The sequence below is a fragment of the Pseudomonas sp. TWI929 genome (assembly GCF_039673335.1).
Lineage (GTDB): Bacteria > Pseudomonadota > Gammaproteobacteria > Pseudomonadales > Pseudomonadaceae > Aquipseudomonas.
Genome location: NZ_JBDJLK010000022.1, coordinates 15,586 through 32,309 on the forward strand (window position 1 = coordinate 15,586; position 16,724 = coordinate 32,309).

At 55.3% G+C, this 16,724-nt stretch carries 15 protein-coding genes and 2 pseudogenes; 12 read left to right on the forward strand and 5 right to left on the reverse strand.

The window, feature by feature from the left end:
- Nucleotides 1-169 precede the first annotated feature (169 nt).
- Nucleotides 170-1,090 carry a LysR family transcriptional regulator gene (locus ABE456_RS11920; protein WP_346644096.1) on the reverse strand — a complete coding sequence of 307 codons (921 nt, stop codon included), beginning with the start codon at nt 1,088-1,090 and terminating at the stop codon, nt 170-172.
- Between the two features lie 718 nt (nt 1,091-1,808).
- On the opposite strand from ABE456_RS11920, the gene metC reads away from it, so the two are divergent.
- The 8 genes from metC (at nt 1,809) to ABE456_RS11960 (ending at nt 10,287) form a co-directional block, all read left to right on the forward strand.
- The gene (metC, locus tag ABE456_RS11925) at nt 1,809-2,987 is read left to right on the forward strand and encodes a cystathionine beta-lyase (protein ID WP_346644097.1); all 1,179 of its coding nucleotides are present in this window, start codon (nt 1,809-1,811) and stop codon (nt 2,985-2,987) included.
- An 89-nt stretch (nt 2,988-3,076) separates the two neighbouring features.
- On the forward strand, nt 3,077-3,922 hold the full coding sequence (locus ABE456_RS11930) for an ABC transporter substrate-binding protein (RefSeq protein WP_346644098.1): 846 nt from the start codon (nt 3,077-3,079) through the stop codon (nt 3,920-3,922).
- 42 nt (nt 3,923-3,964) lie between these two features.
- Entirely contained in the window at nt 3,965-4,660 is a 696-nt protein-coding gene (locus tag ABE456_RS11935; RefSeq protein ID WP_346644099.1) for an amino acid ABC transporter permease, read from the forward strand.
- 1 nt (nt 4,661) lies between these two features.
- The gene (locus ABE456_RS11940) at nt 4,662-5,351 is read left to right on the forward strand and encodes an amino acid ABC transporter permease (protein ID WP_346644100.1); all 690 of its coding nucleotides are present in this window, start codon (nt 4,662-4,664) and stop codon (nt 5,349-5,351) included.
- A gap of 4 nt (nt 5,352-5,355) precedes the next feature.
- On the forward strand, nt 5,356-6,114 hold the full coding sequence (locus ABE456_RS11945) for an amino acid ABC transporter ATP-binding protein (protein ID WP_346644101.1): 759 nt from the start codon (nt 5,356-5,358) through the stop codon (nt 6,112-6,114).
- A 144-nt stretch (nt 6,115-6,258) separates the two neighbouring features.
- Nucleotides 6,259-7,254, forward strand: a complete 996-nt coding sequence (locus ABE456_RS11950) for a D-cysteine desulfhydrase (protein ID WP_346644102.1) — start codon at nt 6,259-6,261, stop codon at nt 7,252-7,254.
- 170 nt (nt 7,255-7,424) lie between these two features.
- The gene (locus tag ABE456_RS11955) at nt 7,425-9,302 is read left to right on the forward strand and encodes a methyl-accepting chemotaxis protein (RefSeq protein WP_346644103.1); all 1,878 of its coding nucleotides are present in this window, start codon (nt 7,425-7,427) and stop codon (nt 9,300-9,302) included.
- Nucleotides 9,303-9,663: 361 nt separating this feature from the next.
- Nucleotides 9,664-10,287, forward strand: a complete 624-nt coding sequence (locus ABE456_RS11960; RefSeq protein WP_346644104.1) for a hypothetical protein — start codon at nt 9,664-9,666, stop codon at nt 10,285-10,287.
- A 49-nt stretch (nt 10,288-10,336) separates the two neighbouring features.
- Here the strand turns inward: ABE456_RS11960 and ABE456_RS11965 are convergent, their stop codons facing one another.
- A complete protein-coding gene (locus ABE456_RS11965) occupies nt 10,337-11,863 on the reverse strand; it encodes an FAD-dependent monooxygenase (protein ID WP_346644105.1) in 1,527 nt (508 codons plus the stop codon).
- Nucleotides 11,864-12,054: 191 nt separating this feature from the next.
- Between ABE456_RS11965 and ABE456_RS11970 the strand changes: the two genes are divergently transcribed.
- From ABE456_RS11970 to ABE456_RS11985, 4 genes are all read left to right on the forward strand, one after another.
- Nucleotides 12,055-12,795 carry a response regulator gene (locus tag ABE456_RS11970; protein WP_346644106.1) on the forward strand — a complete coding sequence of 247 codons (741 nt, stop codon included), beginning with the start codon at nt 12,055-12,057 and terminating at the stop codon, nt 12,793-12,795.
- Nucleotides 12,792-14,075, forward strand: a complete 1,284-nt coding sequence (locus tag ABE456_RS11975; RefSeq protein WP_346644107.1) for a HAMP domain-containing sensor histidine kinase — start codon at nt 12,792-12,794, stop codon at nt 14,073-14,075. The genes ABE456_RS11970 and ABE456_RS11975 overlap by 4 nt, the downstream gene beginning before the upstream one ends.
- Before the next feature lie 249 nt (nt 14,076-14,324).
- Nucleotides 14,325-14,942 carry a ferric reductase-like transmembrane domain-containing protein gene (locus ABE456_RS11980; RefSeq protein ID WP_346644108.1) on the forward strand — a complete coding sequence of 206 codons (618 nt, stop codon included), beginning with the start codon at nt 14,325-14,327 and terminating at the stop codon, nt 14,940-14,942.
- A 26-nt stretch (nt 14,943-14,968) separates the two neighbouring features.
- Nucleotides 14,969-15,457, forward strand: a complete 489-nt coding sequence (locus ABE456_RS11985; protein ID WP_346644109.1) for a DoxX family protein — start codon at nt 14,969-14,971, stop codon at nt 15,455-15,457.
- Nucleotides 15,458-15,565: 108 nt separating this feature from the next.
- Here ABE456_RS11985 and ABE456_RS11990 read toward each other — a convergent pair.
- The 3 genes and pseudogenes from ABE456_RS11990 to ABE456_RS12000 all read right to left on the reverse strand — a co-directional run.
- Nucleotides 15,566-15,649: pseudogene (locus ABE456_RS11990) on the reverse strand (DUF2063 domain-containing protein); the annotation flags it as partial.
- 118 nt (nt 15,650-15,767) lie between these two features.
- A pseudogene (locus ABE456_RS11995) lies at nt 15,768-15,962 on the reverse strand (EF-hand domain-containing protein); the annotation flags it as partial.
- 60 nt (nt 15,963-16,022) lie between these two features.
- Nucleotides 16,023-16,574, reverse strand: a complete 552-nt coding sequence (locus tag ABE456_RS12000) for a DUF4174 domain-containing protein (protein WP_346644110.1) — start codon at nt 16,572-16,574, stop codon at nt 16,023-16,025.
- Nucleotides 16,575-16,724 lie beyond the last annotated feature (150 nt).

Below are 16,724 nucleotides of genomic sequence, written 5' to 3' on the forward strand. Positions count from 1 at the left end.
AATAAACTGAGGAGGTATTTTTGCACAATGCGAGAAGAAGAAAATATCTTATTCCTTATCGCTCATGAATTTTTCTGATACTGGGTGTTCTTTCCTCTACACCTATCAAGATCCATCTTGACTTTATAAACAATCCTTACTTGCATCTATCCTTTGAGCCCCCACGATACTATTCTTGAGCCAAAGCCAACATCATCTGCTCACGCAGCCATTTACTTGCGGGCTTGCTCCCGTTTCGTACATGGTAGAAGACCTTGAGCGTATACCTAGGTGTTTCAAACGGAGCCTGGTAAATTTCAAGCGGCGCCGCACTGCTCAATTGCACAGCAGCTCGTCGAGGCAGGGTGATAAGCAGGTCCGTATTGGCGACAATGAAGGGGGCAGCCATCACACTGGGAAGCTCTACAGCCACCTCGCGATGAGCGTCCTGCTTGTTGAGGCTGCTTGAAATCACGCTTCCTGTATCGCTCCAAGGCATCACAACCACATGCCTTTCGGTTAGGTAACGTTCGAGGGTCAGTTCATCCTTGATTCGCGGATGGCCACGGCGAGCAACTACGACGTAGTCATCGCTGAAGCAGGTCAATTCCTCAATTCCCTCATAAGGTGCGCTGTACTCGTCAGACACACCCAGGACGAAGTGAACCTTTCCTTCTCCTAGCTCACGCCAAGGGTCTCGTTGCGTCGAATACACGACCTTAGTCTTCAGCTTTGGAGCTTCTTTCTCAAGGCGAGCAATCAAAAGGGGGAGCAACGCGTACGCCGTGAAGTCCGTTGCAGCGAACACGAAGGTCTCAGATGCAGTCCTGGGTTCAAACCCACTCGCTGTACCAAGGTTCTCCGTTAGGATCTGTAGGGCATGGGAGATCCCAATCGCAACCTCGTCGGCCTTTGCCGTAGGCTGCATGGAGCTATCAGCTCGGATGAATAGCTCATCCATCAGGGAGCTTCGTAACCGCGAAAGCGCATGGCTACAGGCAGATGGGCTCAGCGACAGCTCAGTCGCAGCCGCCACAACACTTCTGTGCCGGTATAGGGCATCGAAAACGATCAGAAGGTTCAGATCCAAACGTCTCAGGGCATCATGCATAACGTTCACACCGTACTGAAAAAAATGCAGTACCCACATTCTGAATTTTTTGTATAGTGGCGTCTATAGACAAAATGATTCCCCGTCTAACTTACGCTATGCAACTACTCAAGATAACTCCGCGCAACGTGGAGAGTCTGCATTTCCTAAAAAAAACCAATAAATTAGAAATATTTTCTACCGACACTGCCAGGGCAATATTTTGCTTTTTAGCTCGGCTTCACATAGGGAGAAAAATTTTCCTAAAACAGGCATTTCGCAGGCGTGAAATGGGAAAAATTTCTCAGTGCCACGGAGTAGACTGCAAACAGTGGAGTGAAATGGACACAATCCAAGTTGAGCGGCATGGAATCCTGGCCAAGAAGGCATTATCAAAATAATAAAAGCGAGGCCAGTCATGAAACATCGCCAATCTCTCTTTACTCCTGTTGCATTTTTGCATTCCATCAATGGTATGCCGAGCGCAGTCACCTCTCTTCAGATCGCATTCCCTGCCTGGTATTGCCAAGGCCTAACCTTAAGGTACTCCCCTTAGCGATCAAGATTTAACTAAAGCAGAAACTAATCCTCAGCTCTAGCGCTCGCGCACCTCTGAGGCTGGGTTGCTGCGCGCAAAAATTTACCCAGACATATTAACTTTCAGATATCGCGCATCAATCTCCTAGCATGCGGCGCTTTCTGAACTGTGACGAAAACCAAACCGGTAGTGAGATAAGATATGGATCGCAAAAAAATGCACTCGGAAACATTGCTGGCTCACTCTGGCCGCATCCATGACCAAGTTGGTGGGACAGTCAACACTCCGGTGTACAGAGCTTCTACTCTTCTCTTTCCTACCGTAGGTGATTTGAAATCAGTCTACGGCACCCTTAACACCTACGGTCGCCACGGTAACCCCACGACCCGCTCTCTTGAAATGGCGCTGGCGGAGCTGGAAGGTGCATCCGGTGCAATGCTGACTCCAAGCGGTTTGTCGGCAGTCACCACCTCGCTCATGGCTTGCCTGAAGCCCGGTGATCATTTGCTGATGACCGACTCGGTCTACGATCCCACTCGCTCCTTCTGTGATGAAACCTTGGCTCGTTTCGGGATTGAGACTACGTACTACGATCCAGCGCTTGGAGCGAATATCGCGGGTCTGATTCGCCCTAACACGAGGGTGGTGTTTGTGGAGTCGCCAGGCTCCCTCACTTTCGACATTCAGGACATTCCAGCCATTGCTGAAGTGGCGCATGCGCACAACGCCATCGTGATCCTCGACAATACCTGGGGCACACCAGTCAATTTCGCCTCTTTCAAGCATGGCGTGGACATTTCGGTGCACGCTGCCACCAAGTACATCGTCGGTCATTCCGATGTGCTGATGGGCGTGATCATGACCACTGAGGCCCTATTCCCCCAAGTCCGAGGTTACTACAAGCAACTCGGTCTCACAGTCAGTGCTGATGACGCCTACCTGGCTCTGAGAGGACTGAGAACGCTGTCTACGCGCCTGGAGCGGCACCAACGAAATGCGATGATCGTTGCAGACTGGCTCCAGGCACAACCAGAGGTGGCACAGATTCTTTATCCGGCCCTTCCTGGTGCACCGGGCCATGACCTCTGGAAGCGTGACTTCACCGGAGCATGTGGGTTGTTCGGCGTTCAGCTCTACGACACTCATGAGAAGGCGGTTCACTCCATGCTCGATGGCATGGAACTCTTCGGCATGGGCTTCAGTTGGGGCGGCTTTGAGAGCCTCATCTTGCACACGAATCCAACTCCCCACCGAACTGCAACGAAATGGGAGTCTCAAGGCCCATTGCTCCGTTTGCATATCGGATTGGAAAACCCTCAGGACCTGATTGCAGATCTGCAATCAGGCTTCGAGCGGCTGCGAAGCTTTAACAACATTTAACCTCACGAGGCATATAAGAAATCGACTCCCTGGCATTCAGTGCCGTTTAAATCTGCCGTGCTTTCACTAACGTATAAGGATAAAAAACCATGAAACACATTCATGCAGTTAAGAAAGGCATCACTTCCGCAGTCCTGATCGTTGCGTGCGGTTTCAACTTCAGTGCTCATGCAGATCAACTGAGTGATATCAAAGCCAAGGGCGAGCTGGTATGTGGCGTTCTCGGCACAGATGAGCCATTTAGCTTCATTGGTGATCCCTCAACCCGCCAAATCGTCGGCTATGACGTGGACCTGTGCCAGGCTGTAGCCGATAAGATCGGTGTTAAGGCATCCGTGAAGCAGCTGGCTGTTGCAGCTCGGATTCCAGAGCTGCAACAAGGTCGAGTCGACCTCCTTGCTGCCACGCTAACCCACACGAAAGAGCGTGAAGAACTGATCGACTTCTCCGTCTCCACCTTTGTGGGCGGAGCAAAAATCATGACCAAACGCTCTAGTGGCATTGAGCATATCTCCCAACTAGCGGGTAAGCGTGTCGTGACCGTGAAAGGGACCACTATGGAGCAGAATATCCGTGACGCGGTCCCTGACGCACAAATCATCTCCTTCGATACAGCACCTCAGGCACTTCTGGCTCTGAAACAGGGTAAGGGCGTTGCATTCGTGAACGACGAGTCGACCCTGGTTAAAAGCATGGCAAGCCTGGGGGACGAAGGAAGTAAGTTTGTGATTCTCTCTGAAAACCTCTCGACCGAATATATCGCGCTTGGGGTTCGGAAAAATGAGCCAGCGATGAAAGGCCTTGTGGACGATGTTTTGCTCGACCTGGAGAAATCCGGGAAAGCTGAGCAGTTGTTTATGAAATGGTTTGGCCCAGACACCAAAATGAAATACGCAAGTCGCCCATTCAAAATTGAGTCCTCTTCGATCAATTAACTACCACCAATGCCCGGCTTCGGCCGGGCCTCGGGTCGAAACATGAATAACTTCGATATTTCAATGCTGTTGTCTGGCCAGTACCATGAATGGCTTCTCAACGGGGTATTCCTCTCCATTGAACTGGCTTTTATCACTTTGTTACTAGCCGTGCCTCTAGCAATTACGATTGCCGTATTTCGCATTACCCCCTTTGCGCCGCTGCGGGGAGTAGCAATCCTGTACGTCGAGGCGATTCGGAATGTCCCGCTCTTGGCACACATGTTGTTTTGGTACTTTGCTGCACCTGAGTTCTTGCCAGAATCGCTCAGAAACTGGTTATACGACCGGAATTTTGAGGCTGCGAGTGCAGTGATCGCTCTGGTCCTTTATACCGCAGCCTACATGTCGGAAGACATCCGAAGCGGCTTGAGGGCGATACCTAAAGAACAAATGGAAGCTGGCCGGACTCTTGGCTTCGGCTTCTTGAGCACCATGCGGTTGGTCATTCTCCCGCAGTCGCTACGAGTAACCGTGCCGCCTCTCATCAACCAGACGCTGAATCTCTGGAAAAACACCAGTATCGCGATGGTTATCGGCGTTGCCGAGCTTATGTACCAGGCCCAGCAGGTTGAGAGCGCAACGTTCAAAGGCTTCGAGTCATTCGCGTTTGCTACGGCAGCTTACGTCACGATCTCGTTGATCATCACGGGCCTGTCCCACTTGTATCAACTGCGTTATCCGGTTCGGAGCATCTGAAATGTTGGATATCCTTCAAACCTATGGCACGTATTTCTTGGTTGGCCAGTACCCCAATGGCCCTCTTGGCGGGCTGCTACTCACCCTCATCCTGGCGTCACTCGCGCTCATCATGGCAATTCCCGTAGGGGTGGCACTGGCCTTCTGCCGGATTAGTCCCTACAAGTGGCTGCGTATACCCGTTACCGCTATCGCATACATCATCAGGGGTACTCCGCTGTTGATGGTTATCTTCTGGGCTTATTTCCTGCTCCCTACGATCACCGGACAGCAGACCAGCCAGTTCACAACCATGCTCGCGGCCCTGGTGATTTTCGATGCGGTCTACATCGCGGAGATTGTTCGTGCAGGCATTTTGGGCCTGCCCAAAGGGCAAATGGAGTGTGCTCGCTCTCTGGGCTTCTCGTACCTATCCGCGATGGTTCTGGTGGTTCTACCCCAAGCCTTCAGAAACATGCTGCCGTCGCTGGTGAACCAGTTCGTCTCTACCATCAAGGAAACCTCGTTGGGCTACATCATCAGCCTGACAGAAATATCCTTCGTGGCATCGCAAATCAACAACCTGCTGCCAAGCAAACCGATAGAAATTTACGCAATGCTGGGCGCAACTTATTTCGTTCTGTGTTTCGGGCTGACGCGTTTTGCGTACTGGCTGGAAAGACGTCTCGCTGTCCGTACTGTGAAGGTATAGTCCCATGATCAAGCTTGAAAACGTAAACAAGTGGTATGGCGATTACCACGCACTGGTCAACGTGAACGAAACAGTTTCCAAAGGCGAAGTTGTGGTTGTTTGCGGCCCATCAGGCTCTGGCAAATCCACAATGATCCGCACTCTGAATCGCCTGGAAGCGATTCAAGACGGCAAGATCTACGTAGATGGCATCGACATCTATGGAAAAGGGACAAGCGTAAACACCCTCCGCAGCCACATCGGCTTCGTCTTCCAGCAATTCAACTTGTTCCCTCACCTGACGGTTTTGCAGAACTGTACTCTGGCTCCCCGTCGAATCAGAAAGCTGGGAGCGGCAGAAGCCAATGAGTTAGCAATGAGCCTGCTCGACCGCGTAGGCCTGGCCCACAAAGCAAACGCCTACCCAGGCGAGATGTCCGGAGGCCAACAGCAGCGAGTGGCCATCGCTCGTGCCCTCGCGATGAAACCTCCAGTCATGCTGTTTGACGAGCCCACATCGGCGCTCGATCCGGAAATGGTTGGTGAAGTGCTTCTCGCGATGAAATCGCTGGCTAAAGAGGGCATGACCATGGTGTGCGTTACCCACGAGATGGGCTTTGCTCGTGAAGTGGCCGACCGAGTGATCTTTATGGATCAGGGCGCAATCCTGGAGAGCGGCAAACCCGAAGAATTCTTCCGCAAACCAGAGCACCCCAGGGCTCAGCGATTCCTTTCTGACATTCGCTCCCCTTTCACAGGGAGCGTTCTGCCACAGGCCTCTTAAGAGGGCCAAGTGAAGCCTCTAGGGGCGGTACAGCGAGCCAGCACACCGCCCTGACCCAAGCTTACTTTTCATCCGTGTTAAGCCACCACAGTCATAAGTCGGACCAGGTGAGGACCGATTTTTTCAAACGCCGGAGTAAACACAATGCTTGTCGATAAAACGCGTGTACGGTTGTGCCACGAGCGCACGCCACTGGAGTTCCTGCCTAATCTCACCCGCAGCTTGGGCGGGCCCAAGATCTACATCAAGCGAGAAGACTGCTCTGGCTTCGCTACCGGTGGCAATAAAGGTCGTAAGCTCGAATATCTTGTCGCAGATGCGATTTCGAAAGGCGCTACTCACCTCCTGACAACTGGTGCCATCCAATCCAACCACGTCCGTCAGACAGCAGCTGCTGCCGCGAAAATGGGCTTGCGTTGCATCGCTCTGCTTGAAGACAAAGTGGATGTACCTACTGAGGCCTATCAGCGGAACGGTAACCGGCTGCTGACTGATCTGTTTGGAGCCGAAGTCAAAACCTACCCAGCTGGCACCAACATGGCAGAGATGGTTCAGCAACAGGTCAGCGTGCTGGAGATGCAGGACCTGGTCCCATATGTAGTGCCCATGGGCGGCTCGACCGCCGTCGGTAACCTCGGCTATGTGGCATGTGCCGAAGAGCTGTCGCAACAGGCAGACGAAATGGGCATCAACATTGACCACGTAGTTGTAACTACTGGCAGTGCAGGCACCCATGCCGGACTGCTCGCTGGCTTCCTGGCTCTTAAAAGCAAAACCCAGGTAACCGGTATCAGCATCATGGGCACTCTCCAAGGCCAATCTGATCTGGTGAAGAAGCAGACCATCGAGACACTTGACCTGATTGGCGCAGGTGATGCCTACGACGCAGAAGCTGTCAAAGTCGAGGATGGTTATGTGGGGGCGTCGTACGGCATTCCCACCGAAGCTGGGCTAGCCGCGATATCCCGTCTGGCTCGCGAAGAAGCGATTTTGCTCGACCCTGTTTACACCGGGAAAGCCATGAGCGGTTTGATTGATCTTGTCGAGCAAGGCCGGTTCTCCAAGACGGATACCATTGTCTTCCTTCACACTGGTGGATACGTAGGGCTGTTCGCTTACGCCGAAACGTTCCTGAAGTAACTATTTCTGCCAATGCACCCGCCAGCGGCCACGCACCGCTAGTGGGTTGCATTGGCTTTTTTGTTTTAACTAACCAAAACCAATTAAGCAATAGATGGCCACACCAGAAACGCTATTGCAGACGGCGTCAGGGCTTGCCAGAACCCTATGCACTTGCTAGGAAATAAGAAATGGTGAAGAATTTCAATTTCAGCCAAAAAATTCTGACCGCCGCGTCACTGGTAGTAATTACAGCTTTTTTAATCTTCACATTTTATAACGACCAGCTTCAGAAAAAGTCAATTTCAAATAACATTGACGCCAGCTTGCATGATATGAGCATGCTGACTGCAAGCAACATCTCTAATTGGCTTACTGGCCGAATCTTACTCGTTGAGTCCGCATCCGAAAATTTGGCCGCAGCTCAATCAGCCCAAGACATTCGCCGTGCTCTAGGGCTCAGAGCCATCCGCAGTGCCTTCGATTTTACGTATTTCGGTAAGGCGGACGGAAGCTTCACTATCGATCCCGACAAAGCCATGACATCTGGCTACGATCCCCGTGCTCGCCCATGGTACAAGCTCGCTCAAGAACAAAAGGGAACAGTGCTAACAGCCCCTTACGTTGATAGCAACACCAATGACCTGGTAATGACTATCGCCTCCCCTGTCGAAGGCCAAGGTGTGGTAGGAGGCGACCTAAGCCTCGATGCGCTGGTAAAAATAATCAACTCACTGGACTTTGGTGGCATTGGATATGCGTTTCTGGTCGACAAAAATGGGCAAATTCTTGTACACCCGAATAAAAAGCAAATGACCAAAAGCCTGCGTGACATTTACTCAGGCGCAGTCCCCTCCATTAGCAGTCAGCTCAACGAAGTTACCGAAGATGGCAAAGTCAGAGTGATTAGCTTTGCGCCAGTCAAAGGAATTCCGTCACTCCAGTGGTCAGTGGGTGTCTCAATCGACAAAAAACTGGCCTATCAAGCTTTGCAAGACTTCAGAAGCTCCGCGCTAATTGCCACTATTATCTCTGTGATTGGCATTATAGTTTTGCTGGGGATAGTCATTCGGATGCTAATAAAGCCCATTCGGGAAATGAATAATGCGATGCACGACATTGCTCAAGGGGACGGTGACCTGACGATGCGTTTAGCAGTTAAGTCCAATGATGAGTTTGGGCGACTCGCAAAGTCATTCAACCAATTTATACATAGAATTCATGATTCTATCAAGCAAACATCTAACGCAACAGTTACTATGAATGAAGTCGCCCGGCAGGTGCTCGATGCTTCAAATTCGTCTATGGAGAACTCAGACAATCAGTCCTATCGCACCACAAGCGTAGCCGCTGCGATCAATCAGCTCGGCGCTGCCACTCAAGAGATAGCAAGAAATGCAGCGGAGGCTTCACAGCAAGTCACTACAGCGAGAAATTTAGCCAATGAAAGCAATCTAACGGTAACCAGTACAATAGGTTCAATCAGTGACCTGTCGACAAAAATTCGAAACTCATGCAATAAAATCTCGCTACTAAATAGTAAGACCGTGGATATTGGTCATATCCTAGAGGTTATCAAAGGGATCTCTGAACAGACCAACCTCCTAGCACTGAATGCTGCGATTGAAGCTGCACGAGCAGGAGAAGCTGGGAGAGGTTTTGCGGTCGTAGCCGACGAGGTACGCAGTTTGGCACATCGTACCCAGGGCTCAGCACTGGAGATACAGAGGATGATCGAGGAACTACAGGTTGGTGCTCAAGATGCCGTACAGGTTATGACAGAAAGCCAGCAGTTCAGCGAGCACAGCGTTGAGATCGCGAATAAAGCGGGTGCATTGATTACCATGGTAGCTCAGCTCATTGAGGAAATTGACGGCGTTAACCAGTCTGTCGCCAGCGCAACTGAGGAGCAAACGTCCGTTGTGGATGCGTTGAATCTCGACGTGAATGAGATCAACAATCTCAACGATGAGGTAGTAGCAAACCTTCGTACTACCCTAGGCGCTTGCGAATCACTTGATAGACACGCAGGCCACCTACAGGTGCTTGTCGACAGCTTCCGAACATGATGAGTATCAATATTGTGTAGAAGTCAGATGGTTGGATCTGACCAATCCTTCAGACAGATCGCGGGGATCCACAAAAGATCTACTGCGGTGCGCTGGGTGTAACGTTGGAGCAGAATGCCTGCTTCTGGCCGGCATTCGCCCTTCGCGAATGGCTGCCATGGGTCGGAAGCGGTCAGTCGTGAACGGCTACAATCGACCCATAGCTGACCTTGATCCAAGGCTTGTGTAGTCAGTGCAGGCCTCATCACCGGCAAGCCAGCTCCCACAGGAACATCACCAGCTTCCAGGCCTGCACCAAAACTGTGGGAGCCGCGCTTGCTGGCGATGGGCCGCGAAGCGGCCCCAGCATTCAGTCGTCTCCATGAAAGGTGGAATACTCAGTGTTGCAACGGCGTGGCCTGCTCCTTTGCCTCCAACCGAGCCTCAACCACTTCAGGCGCTGAGCCTCGGTCAATCCTCCCGTTCGTATGCAATGTGGCGGGTCTCTCCCCTTGCGCTGGCAACACTGAATAGCGCCTTGGCCAGCATGGAAAGCGATTATGGTAAGAACAGCGATGCCTACAAGTTTGTTTCAGTTATGCGTGAGTCAATGAGCGCTGCGCTTGTGAAGAAGGAAGACTGGTTAAGACAGCCGGATACGTCTGCGCTCAATCAAGACCGTTTTAAGGACTCCCAGCCAAAAACATTCAAAGGTCAGCTTGTGCTGGTGACGGATTCATTCTGTGCAAGTGCCTGTCTGGATTTTGCAGATGCGGTTCTGGCCGTTCCTGGAACGATCCATTTCGGGTTATCCACGAGTGGTGACACGTTGTATATCGATATTGGCTCTCAGGCCTTGCCAAGTGGGGCCCAGTTCTGGCTGCCCTTGAAAGTCTGGAGAGGACGCGTGCGGGGAAACAATCAAAGTTATGACCCGCACTATGTTTTCGATGGAAACATAAATGACACGCCAGCCGTTAAAAAGTGGGTACTTGGTCACTTTTGACCGAAGGCACAATCGCTGCCTCTCCCTTGGAGGCCGCGAAACCGGTGCCTCAAGGTGGCAGTACAACCCCGTGCTGCTCAAAATATCGGCTCAAGGTGGATGCTTCCCCCTCAGGATCAGCCAGCGCGACATAAGTGTCAGGCCGCAACAGGTAAGTAGCATTTCTGGCAACACCGGCCTTCTCGTACGCATGCGCCCAAGCGAAAACATGCAGTGCAATGCCATGCTTTGTGCACCACCGAGACAATTCTGCCTTGGCTTCACCGTAAACATGCACTTGCCACTGAATGGCTGCCAGTGAAGCGTAGTTGTCTGTCGTGCCCCCAGGCAGCCAAGGCAAGCGATCACCACCCTGAACCTCACCGGCCTTACCCTGGCTCAGCGGGCTGTCGTGGTAATTCAGGGTGGTTTGCGAAACCACCCGGAACAGGTACTCGCGGACGTTTTCGCTCTTGTACGCAACGCTGGCGAAGATCGGCGCGATGCGGGTGCGTACAAAGTCGGCAAATCCACCCTGAGCGGTAACAAACGTGAACAGTTTGTCAGTTGTCTCCACCAGCGTGCGGGCAAATGCCTGGCGTTCAATCTGGTAGCTGTCGAGTAATGTATCGGGCGCCCTGCCTTTTACCACCGCTGCCAACTTCCAGGCCAGGTTGATCGCGTCCAGAATGCCGGTGTTCATGCCCTGGCCACCGGCCGGACTATGAACATGCGCAGCATCGCCGAGCAGAAACGCTCTGCCACGGCGGAAATGATCCGTGACACGATGATGAACACGGTAGGTGGAAAACCAGTTCACATCGTTAATCTGGAGGTTCAACCCGTTAATGGCGTCATGGCCAACGTCCGTGAACGTCAGATGCTCAGGGTGCTCGGCGCGCTCATCACGCACGGTGCCAATCAGGCGGTACTGGTCTTTTTCGCCGTAGCACAAGAGCAGCACAAAGTCGGACTTGTCAAAAGCGATATGTGCCTCACCCGCAGGCTCGACGCCAGTGACCCTGACATCCGCGACATAGAAAAGCTGTTTGTAGGTGCCGCCCTCAAAACCGCTGCCGATCTGATGCCGAATGAGCGACCGAGCGCCATCGCATCCCGCCAGGTAAGCCGCAGTGCAGCGCTCTTCTCGCCCATCAGCATGTTTCAGGAGGGCAGAGACATGGCTATCACCCTCTTCGAAGGCCAGCAGTTCAGTCTGCCATTCGACGTCCACGCCGAATGACTGGAGCTTCTGCACCAGCAAGCGCTCATGGCAATCTTGGGGATAAATCAACACAAAGGGATATGCACAAACCTCTCTGCCTGCATCGACCAAGGGGATACGCGCTCGGTGGTGGCCTCGTGCCCACATGTTCATGGCAGGTGTTTTATAGCCGGCATCTATCACTGCCTCGGCCATGTCGAGCTGGCGATAGAGCTCTAGCGTGCGGGCTTGAACAGCCATGGCGCGTGAAGCTTCGCCTGGCCCACTGCTCTTGTCGACGACCCTTACGCAAACGCCTTGCCTGGTGAGCCAAAGCGCCAGAACCAGCCCGGTCGGGCCAGCCCCAACAATGAGAACATCGGTTTGCGCCATGATCTCACCTCAAATAGATGACTCCAGAATCATGAATGTGCTTGAGAGCACGCAAAGTCAACAATCAGATTCAGCCCCTTGTACCTGCTGCTACTTCTGCGCCAGATACACTGCAATACAAAGCCCCGCAGGCAAGCGCGCGCGCACTCGGTACACTGCACCCAACCACCCTTTACACAGGAACGCTGCGCATGGAACACGTCGATCACATCCTGGTTGTCGACGACGACCGCGAGATTCGCGAACTGGTCGGTAACTACCTGAAGAAGAACGGCCTGCGCACCAGCATCGTCGCCGACGGCCGGCAGATGCGCGCCTTCCTCGAAGCCAACAGCGTCGACCTGATCGTGCTCGACATCATGATGCCCGGCGACGACGGCCTGCTGCTGTGCCGTGAGCTGCGCGCTGGCAAGCATCGCAACACCCCGGTGCTGATGCTGACCGCCCGCAACGACGAAACCGACCGCATCATCGGCCTGGAAATGGGTGCCGACGATTACCTGACCAAGCCATTCTCTGCCCGCGAACTGCTCGCCCGCATCAACGCGGTGTTGCGCCGCACGCGCATGCTGCCGCCCAACCTGACCATCAGCGAAAGCAGCCGCCTGCTCGGCTTCGGCCAGTGGCGCCTGGACACCACCGCGCGCCACCTGCTTGACAGCGAAGGCACCCTGGTGGCCCTGAGCGGCGCCGAATACCGCCTGTTACGGGTGTTCCTCGACCACCCGCAGCGCGTGCTCAGCCGGGAACAGCTGCTAAACCTGACCCAAGGCCGCGAGGCCGACATTTTCGACCGTTCCATCGACCTGCTGGTCAGCCGCCTGCGCCAGCGCCTGGGCGATGACGCCCGCGAGGCCAGCTGCATCAAGACCGTGCGCAGTGAAGGCTATGTGTTCTCGCTGCCGGTGCAATTGCTCGAGTCGCCGTCATGAAGTGGCCACGCACTCTGGCCTCGCGCCTGGCGCTGATCTTCTTCACCGGCCTGGTGCTGGCCTATGGCCTGTCGTTTGGCCTGCAGGCTTACGAGCGCTACATCAGCAGCCGCTCGATGATGCTCAGCAACCTGGAGCAGGACGTGGCCACTTCAGTGGCCATCCTCAACCGCCTGCCCGCGGCCGAACGTGCCGCCTGGCTACCGCGCCTGGAACGGCGTACCTACCGCTACCGCCTGGACCAGGGCCTGGCGGGCGAAGCGATGCCCAGCAGCGACCCACCCATGGCCGCCGAGTCGATCGTAAAGGCCATCGGCAGCGACTATCACCTGACCTTCCAGGAAATCCCCGGGCCAAATGCGCACTTTCAGGCCCGCCTGAACCTGGCCGATGGCGCGCCATTGACCATCGACGTAACACCATCACCGGTCCCGGTGGCCCGCTGGCTACCCGTGGTATTGCTTATCCAGCTGTCCTTGCTGTTGTTGTGCACCTGGCTTGCGGTGCGCCTGGCCATCGGCCCGCTCACCCGCCTTGCCCATGCAGTGGACAACCTCGACCCGGACAAACCCGGCGTCCAGCTGGATGAAAGCGGCCCGCGCGAGGTGCGCTACGCTGCCGTGGCCTTCAATGCCCTGCAGGCGCGCATTGCTGCCCACCTCAAAGAGCGCATGCAGTTGCTGGCGGCCATCTCCCACGACCTGCAAACCCCGATTACCCGCATGAAACTGCGTGTCGAAGTGATGGACGACGGGGTCGAAAAGGACAAACTGTGGAACGACCTGGGTGAAATGGAACACCTGGTGCGCGAAGGCGTGGCCTATGCCCGCAGCATGGACACCAGCACCGAGGCCCCGTGCCGGGTCAACCTCGATGCCTTCCTCGACAGCCTGGTGTTCGATTACCAGGACAGCGGCGCGCAGGTCGAGCGCCATGGCAGCAGCGGCAGCCTGCTGGAAACCCGCCCGCATGCCCTGCGCCGGGTGCTGGTGAACCTGGTCGACAATGCCCTCAAGTTCGCGGGTGCTGCCGAGCTGGAGGTGTGCCGCGAGGGCAGCACGACGGTGATCCGTGTGCTCGACAATGGGCCAGGGATACCGGGTGGCGAGTTGGATGAAGTGCTCAAACCGTTCTACCGGGTTGAAGGCTCACGCAATCGCAGCACAGGTGGTACCGGGCTGGGGCTGGCGATTGCCCACCAGTTGATCCAGGCCATGGGCGGCCGGTTGACCCTGAGCAACCGCAAAAGCGGTGGTCTGTGCGCACAGATCGAATTGTAGTGACACTTTGTGGGAGCGGCCTTGCGTCGCGATAGGGCCGCAAGGCGGCCCCAGCAATCTATGCTGCAAAGCTGAAAACCTGGGGCTGCTTTGCAGCCCAATCGCGACACAAGGCCGCTCCCACAAAAAACAGGCGAGACTTCAAGTATCAGTACAAACCGATACACAACCACACCCACCCCGACACACTGCAGATACCCCGCCCCTACACACTCCCGGTCACACAACCACACCCCGGGAGCCCCTCTGATGAAAGCCCTCGCCCTGCCCTCTGGCTGGAAACTGTTCGCCGCCCTCGCCGGCCTGACCCTGGTGATAACCGCCGTGGTCCTCGCCAGCCAACCTGACCCGGACGGCTTGCGCAGCGCCATCCGTGCCACCGCGCGCAGCTCCTTTGCATTGTTCCTGCTGGCGTTCCTGGCCTCGTCATTGGTGACCCTGCTGCCTGGCACCGTCGGCCGGCGCATCCTCCAGGAGCGCCGCTACCTGGGCCTGGCATTTGCCTTTTCGCACACCGTGCATGGCCTGTTGATCTATCGCTACGCCCAGCAATTCCCCGAGCTGTTCTGGGCCGGTCGCACACTCACCTCCAGCCTGCCCGGCAGCATCGGCTACCTGTTCCTGCTACTGCTCACCGTGACCTCGTTCAAGGCGCCCATGCGCCTGCTGGGCGGCAGAGCCTGGCGGGCCCTGCACAGCACTGGCATGTGGGTGCTGGCTGGCGTGTTCTGCCTGTCTTTCTACAAACGCATCGCCATGGGTGGCTGGTACCCGCTGGCGTTCGCGCTGATGTTCAGCGCCATCGCCGTCAAGCTCACCGCCAAGCTGGCCCGCCAGCAACGCCGCAGCGCCCAGGCCCTTTCCTGAATGCCTACCTGAACGGAGAACCACACATGACCAGCATGACCCGCACCCTGACCCACTTCGACCGCTTCGGTAGCTGGAGCGCCGACCTGCCGTTACGGCTGTTTCTGGCCTGGGAATTTTTCGAGTCCGGCCTGGAGAAACTCAATGGCAGCAACTGGTTTGCCGACCTGCAATCGAGCTTCCCGTTCCCGTTCAACCAGCTGCCCGCCGAACTGAACTGGCAGCTGTCGATGTGGGCGGAGCTGATCCTGCCGCTGTTGCTGTTGCTTGGCCTGGGTACCCGGCTGGCATCGTTGGGTTTGATGGTGGTGACCGTGGTGGCGATTGCGGCCGTGCATTGGCCTGCGCACTGGTCGAGCCTGGCCGAGCTGGCGCAGGGGTATGCGATTACCGACCAGGGCTTTGGCAACTACAAGCTGCCACTGATCTACCTGGTGGCATTGCTGCCGCTGCTGCTCAAGGGGGCTGGGCGCCTGAGCCTGGATCACTGGCTGAGGACGCGGCTCTACAGCTGAAATTACTGGGGCTGCTGCGCAGCCCTACCGCGACACAAGGCCGCTCCCACAGGTGATCGCATATCTCCTGTGGAAGTAACTGTCTTGCTCGAAATTTGAAAAGCCTGCGCGGTCCCTCAGCGCCTGGCGCATTACCGGGAAGCTGCCAGCCAGCAGCTCTTCGATGGCGCCATAGAGCAACTCGCGGTAAACCGCGGCGCAGGCCTAGCCCGGTGTGCAACGGATAAGGTGCATGAACAGTCTCCGCAACAGGCACAACGCCCCGCCTGACCAGCAGGAGGGGCGTTGCGGCATTTCATGGGTCAGCAGGTCAGGATTTACCGGCCAGGTGGCTGAACAAGCCCTCAGGCATGGCTTTGCCGTTAGCCTGGTAAATGGCCTTCAGATGATCTGCCGCTTCCTGTTCGGAGATGAAACCATCATGGTTGCTGTCGATCTTGTCGAAGTCGCCCGCGCGGTCCTTGGCCACGGCAAGGAACTCATCACGCGAGAGTTTGCCATCGTACAGTGAGATACACCGCTACGGGCAGTTGGCCCCAGGTGACCCTGGGGCCGTTACCCACACTCAGTCTTCCAGCGGCTTGGGCGGTGCAGCCGGCTTTGCAGGTTTGGCCGGCTTGCTGTCCTTGGCCTTGGTTTCCGGTGCTGCTGCCACAGGCTCGGGCGCCGCTACCGCTTTTTCGCTGGCAGGCAGATCATCGACCGCCTTGAAAATCACCTCTGGATCGAGGGCAGTGTTGTCTTCGTCATCCTTGAGGATATGCCGCTCCCCGTCCTTGCCTACCAGAATCACCTTGGTGCCCTTGCTCGCGCCAAGTTTCAATTCGCGAATCAGGGCCATGGTGGTCTGCTGCTCAAGATTCTTGTCTTCCCGTTTACCCATCATTTGCGCCACGCTGTACAAAACCAGGTTGCGCTCCTTGAATTTCGCCTGGGTGGCCGGGTCTTCAAGCGCCTTGTTCAAACCGCGCAAAGTCGGGTCGGCGGAGCTTGGGGCAATCACAACCAATGGCCTGGCCTTGCCCAATTCCTTGGCCAGGGGCGCATCACTGTCGGCAGCAAAAACAGGCGCTGTAACAGCGAGCAAGGCGGCGAGGGTCAGTGACCGGACGAGCATGCGTATCTCCTTATTCTCTCGATAAACCAGAAGACTACAGATCAGGGAGAAAGATCCGACAAGCGAGCGTAAACCACCCGGGGCATCAACGGTTCAACGAAAAGTAACCGGCCATTACCGGTCATCGCCACTCCCTCGCAAACCGTGGCA

Bases quoted from the DNA above. Each gene is read 5' to 3' on its own strand.
- ABE456_RS11965 (WP_346644105.1), bottom strand. From the start codon at position 11,863: ATGGCGCAAACCGATGTTCTCATTGTTGGGGCTGGCCCGACCGGGCTG.
- ABE456_RS11920 (WP_346644096.1), bottom strand. From the start codon at position 1,090: ATGCATGATGCCCTGAGACGTTTGGATCTGAACCTTCTGATCGTTTTC.
- ABE456_RS11960 (WP_346644104.1), top strand. From the start codon at position 9,664: ATGAAAGGTGGAATACTCAGTGTTGCAACGGCGTGGCCTGCTCCTTTG.
- ABE456_RS11980 (WP_346644108.1), top strand. From the start codon at position 14,325: ATGAAAGCCCTCGCCCTGCCCTCTGGCTGGAAACTGTTCGCCGCCCTC.
- ABE456_RS12000 (WP_346644110.1), bottom strand. From the start codon at position 16,574: ATGCTCGTCCGGTCACTGACCCTCGCCGCCTTGCTCGCTGTTACAGCG.
- metC (WP_346644097.1), top strand. From the start codon at position 1,809: ATGGATCGCAAAAAAATGCACTCGGAAACATTGCTGGCTCACTCTGGC.
- ABE456_RS11930 (WP_346644098.1), top strand. From the start codon at position 3,077: ATGAAACACATTCATGCAGTTAAGAAAGGCATCACTTCCGCAGTCCTG.
- ABE456_RS11945 (WP_346644101.1), top strand. From the start codon at position 5,356: ATGATCAAGCTTGAAAACGTAAACAAGTGGTATGGCGATTACCACGCA.
- ABE456_RS11950 (WP_346644102.1), top strand. From the start codon at position 6,259: ATGCTTGTCGATAAAACGCGTGTACGGTTGTGCCACGAGCGCACGCCA.
- ABE456_RS11970 (WP_346644106.1), top strand. From the start codon at position 12,055: ATGGAACACGTCGATCACATCCTGGTTGTCGACGACGACCGCGAGATT.
- ABE456_RS11955 (WP_346644103.1), top strand. From the start codon at position 7,425: ATGGTGAAGAATTTCAATTTCAGCCAAAAAATTCTGACCGCCGCGTCA.
- ABE456_RS11975 (WP_346644107.1), top strand. From the start codon at position 12,792: ATGAAGTGGCCACGCACTCTGGCCTCGCGCCTGGCGCTGATCTTCTTC.
- ABE456_RS11985 (WP_346644109.1), top strand. From the start codon at position 14,969: ATGACCAGCATGACCCGCACCCTGACCCACTTCGACCGCTTCGGTAGC.
- ABE456_RS11935 (WP_346644099.1), top strand. From the start codon at position 3,965: ATGAATAACTTCGATATTTCAATGCTGTTGTCTGGCCAGTACCATGAA.
- ABE456_RS11940 (WP_346644100.1), top strand. From the start codon at position 4,662: ATGTTGGATATCCTTCAAACCTATGGCACGTATTTCTTGGTTGGCCAG.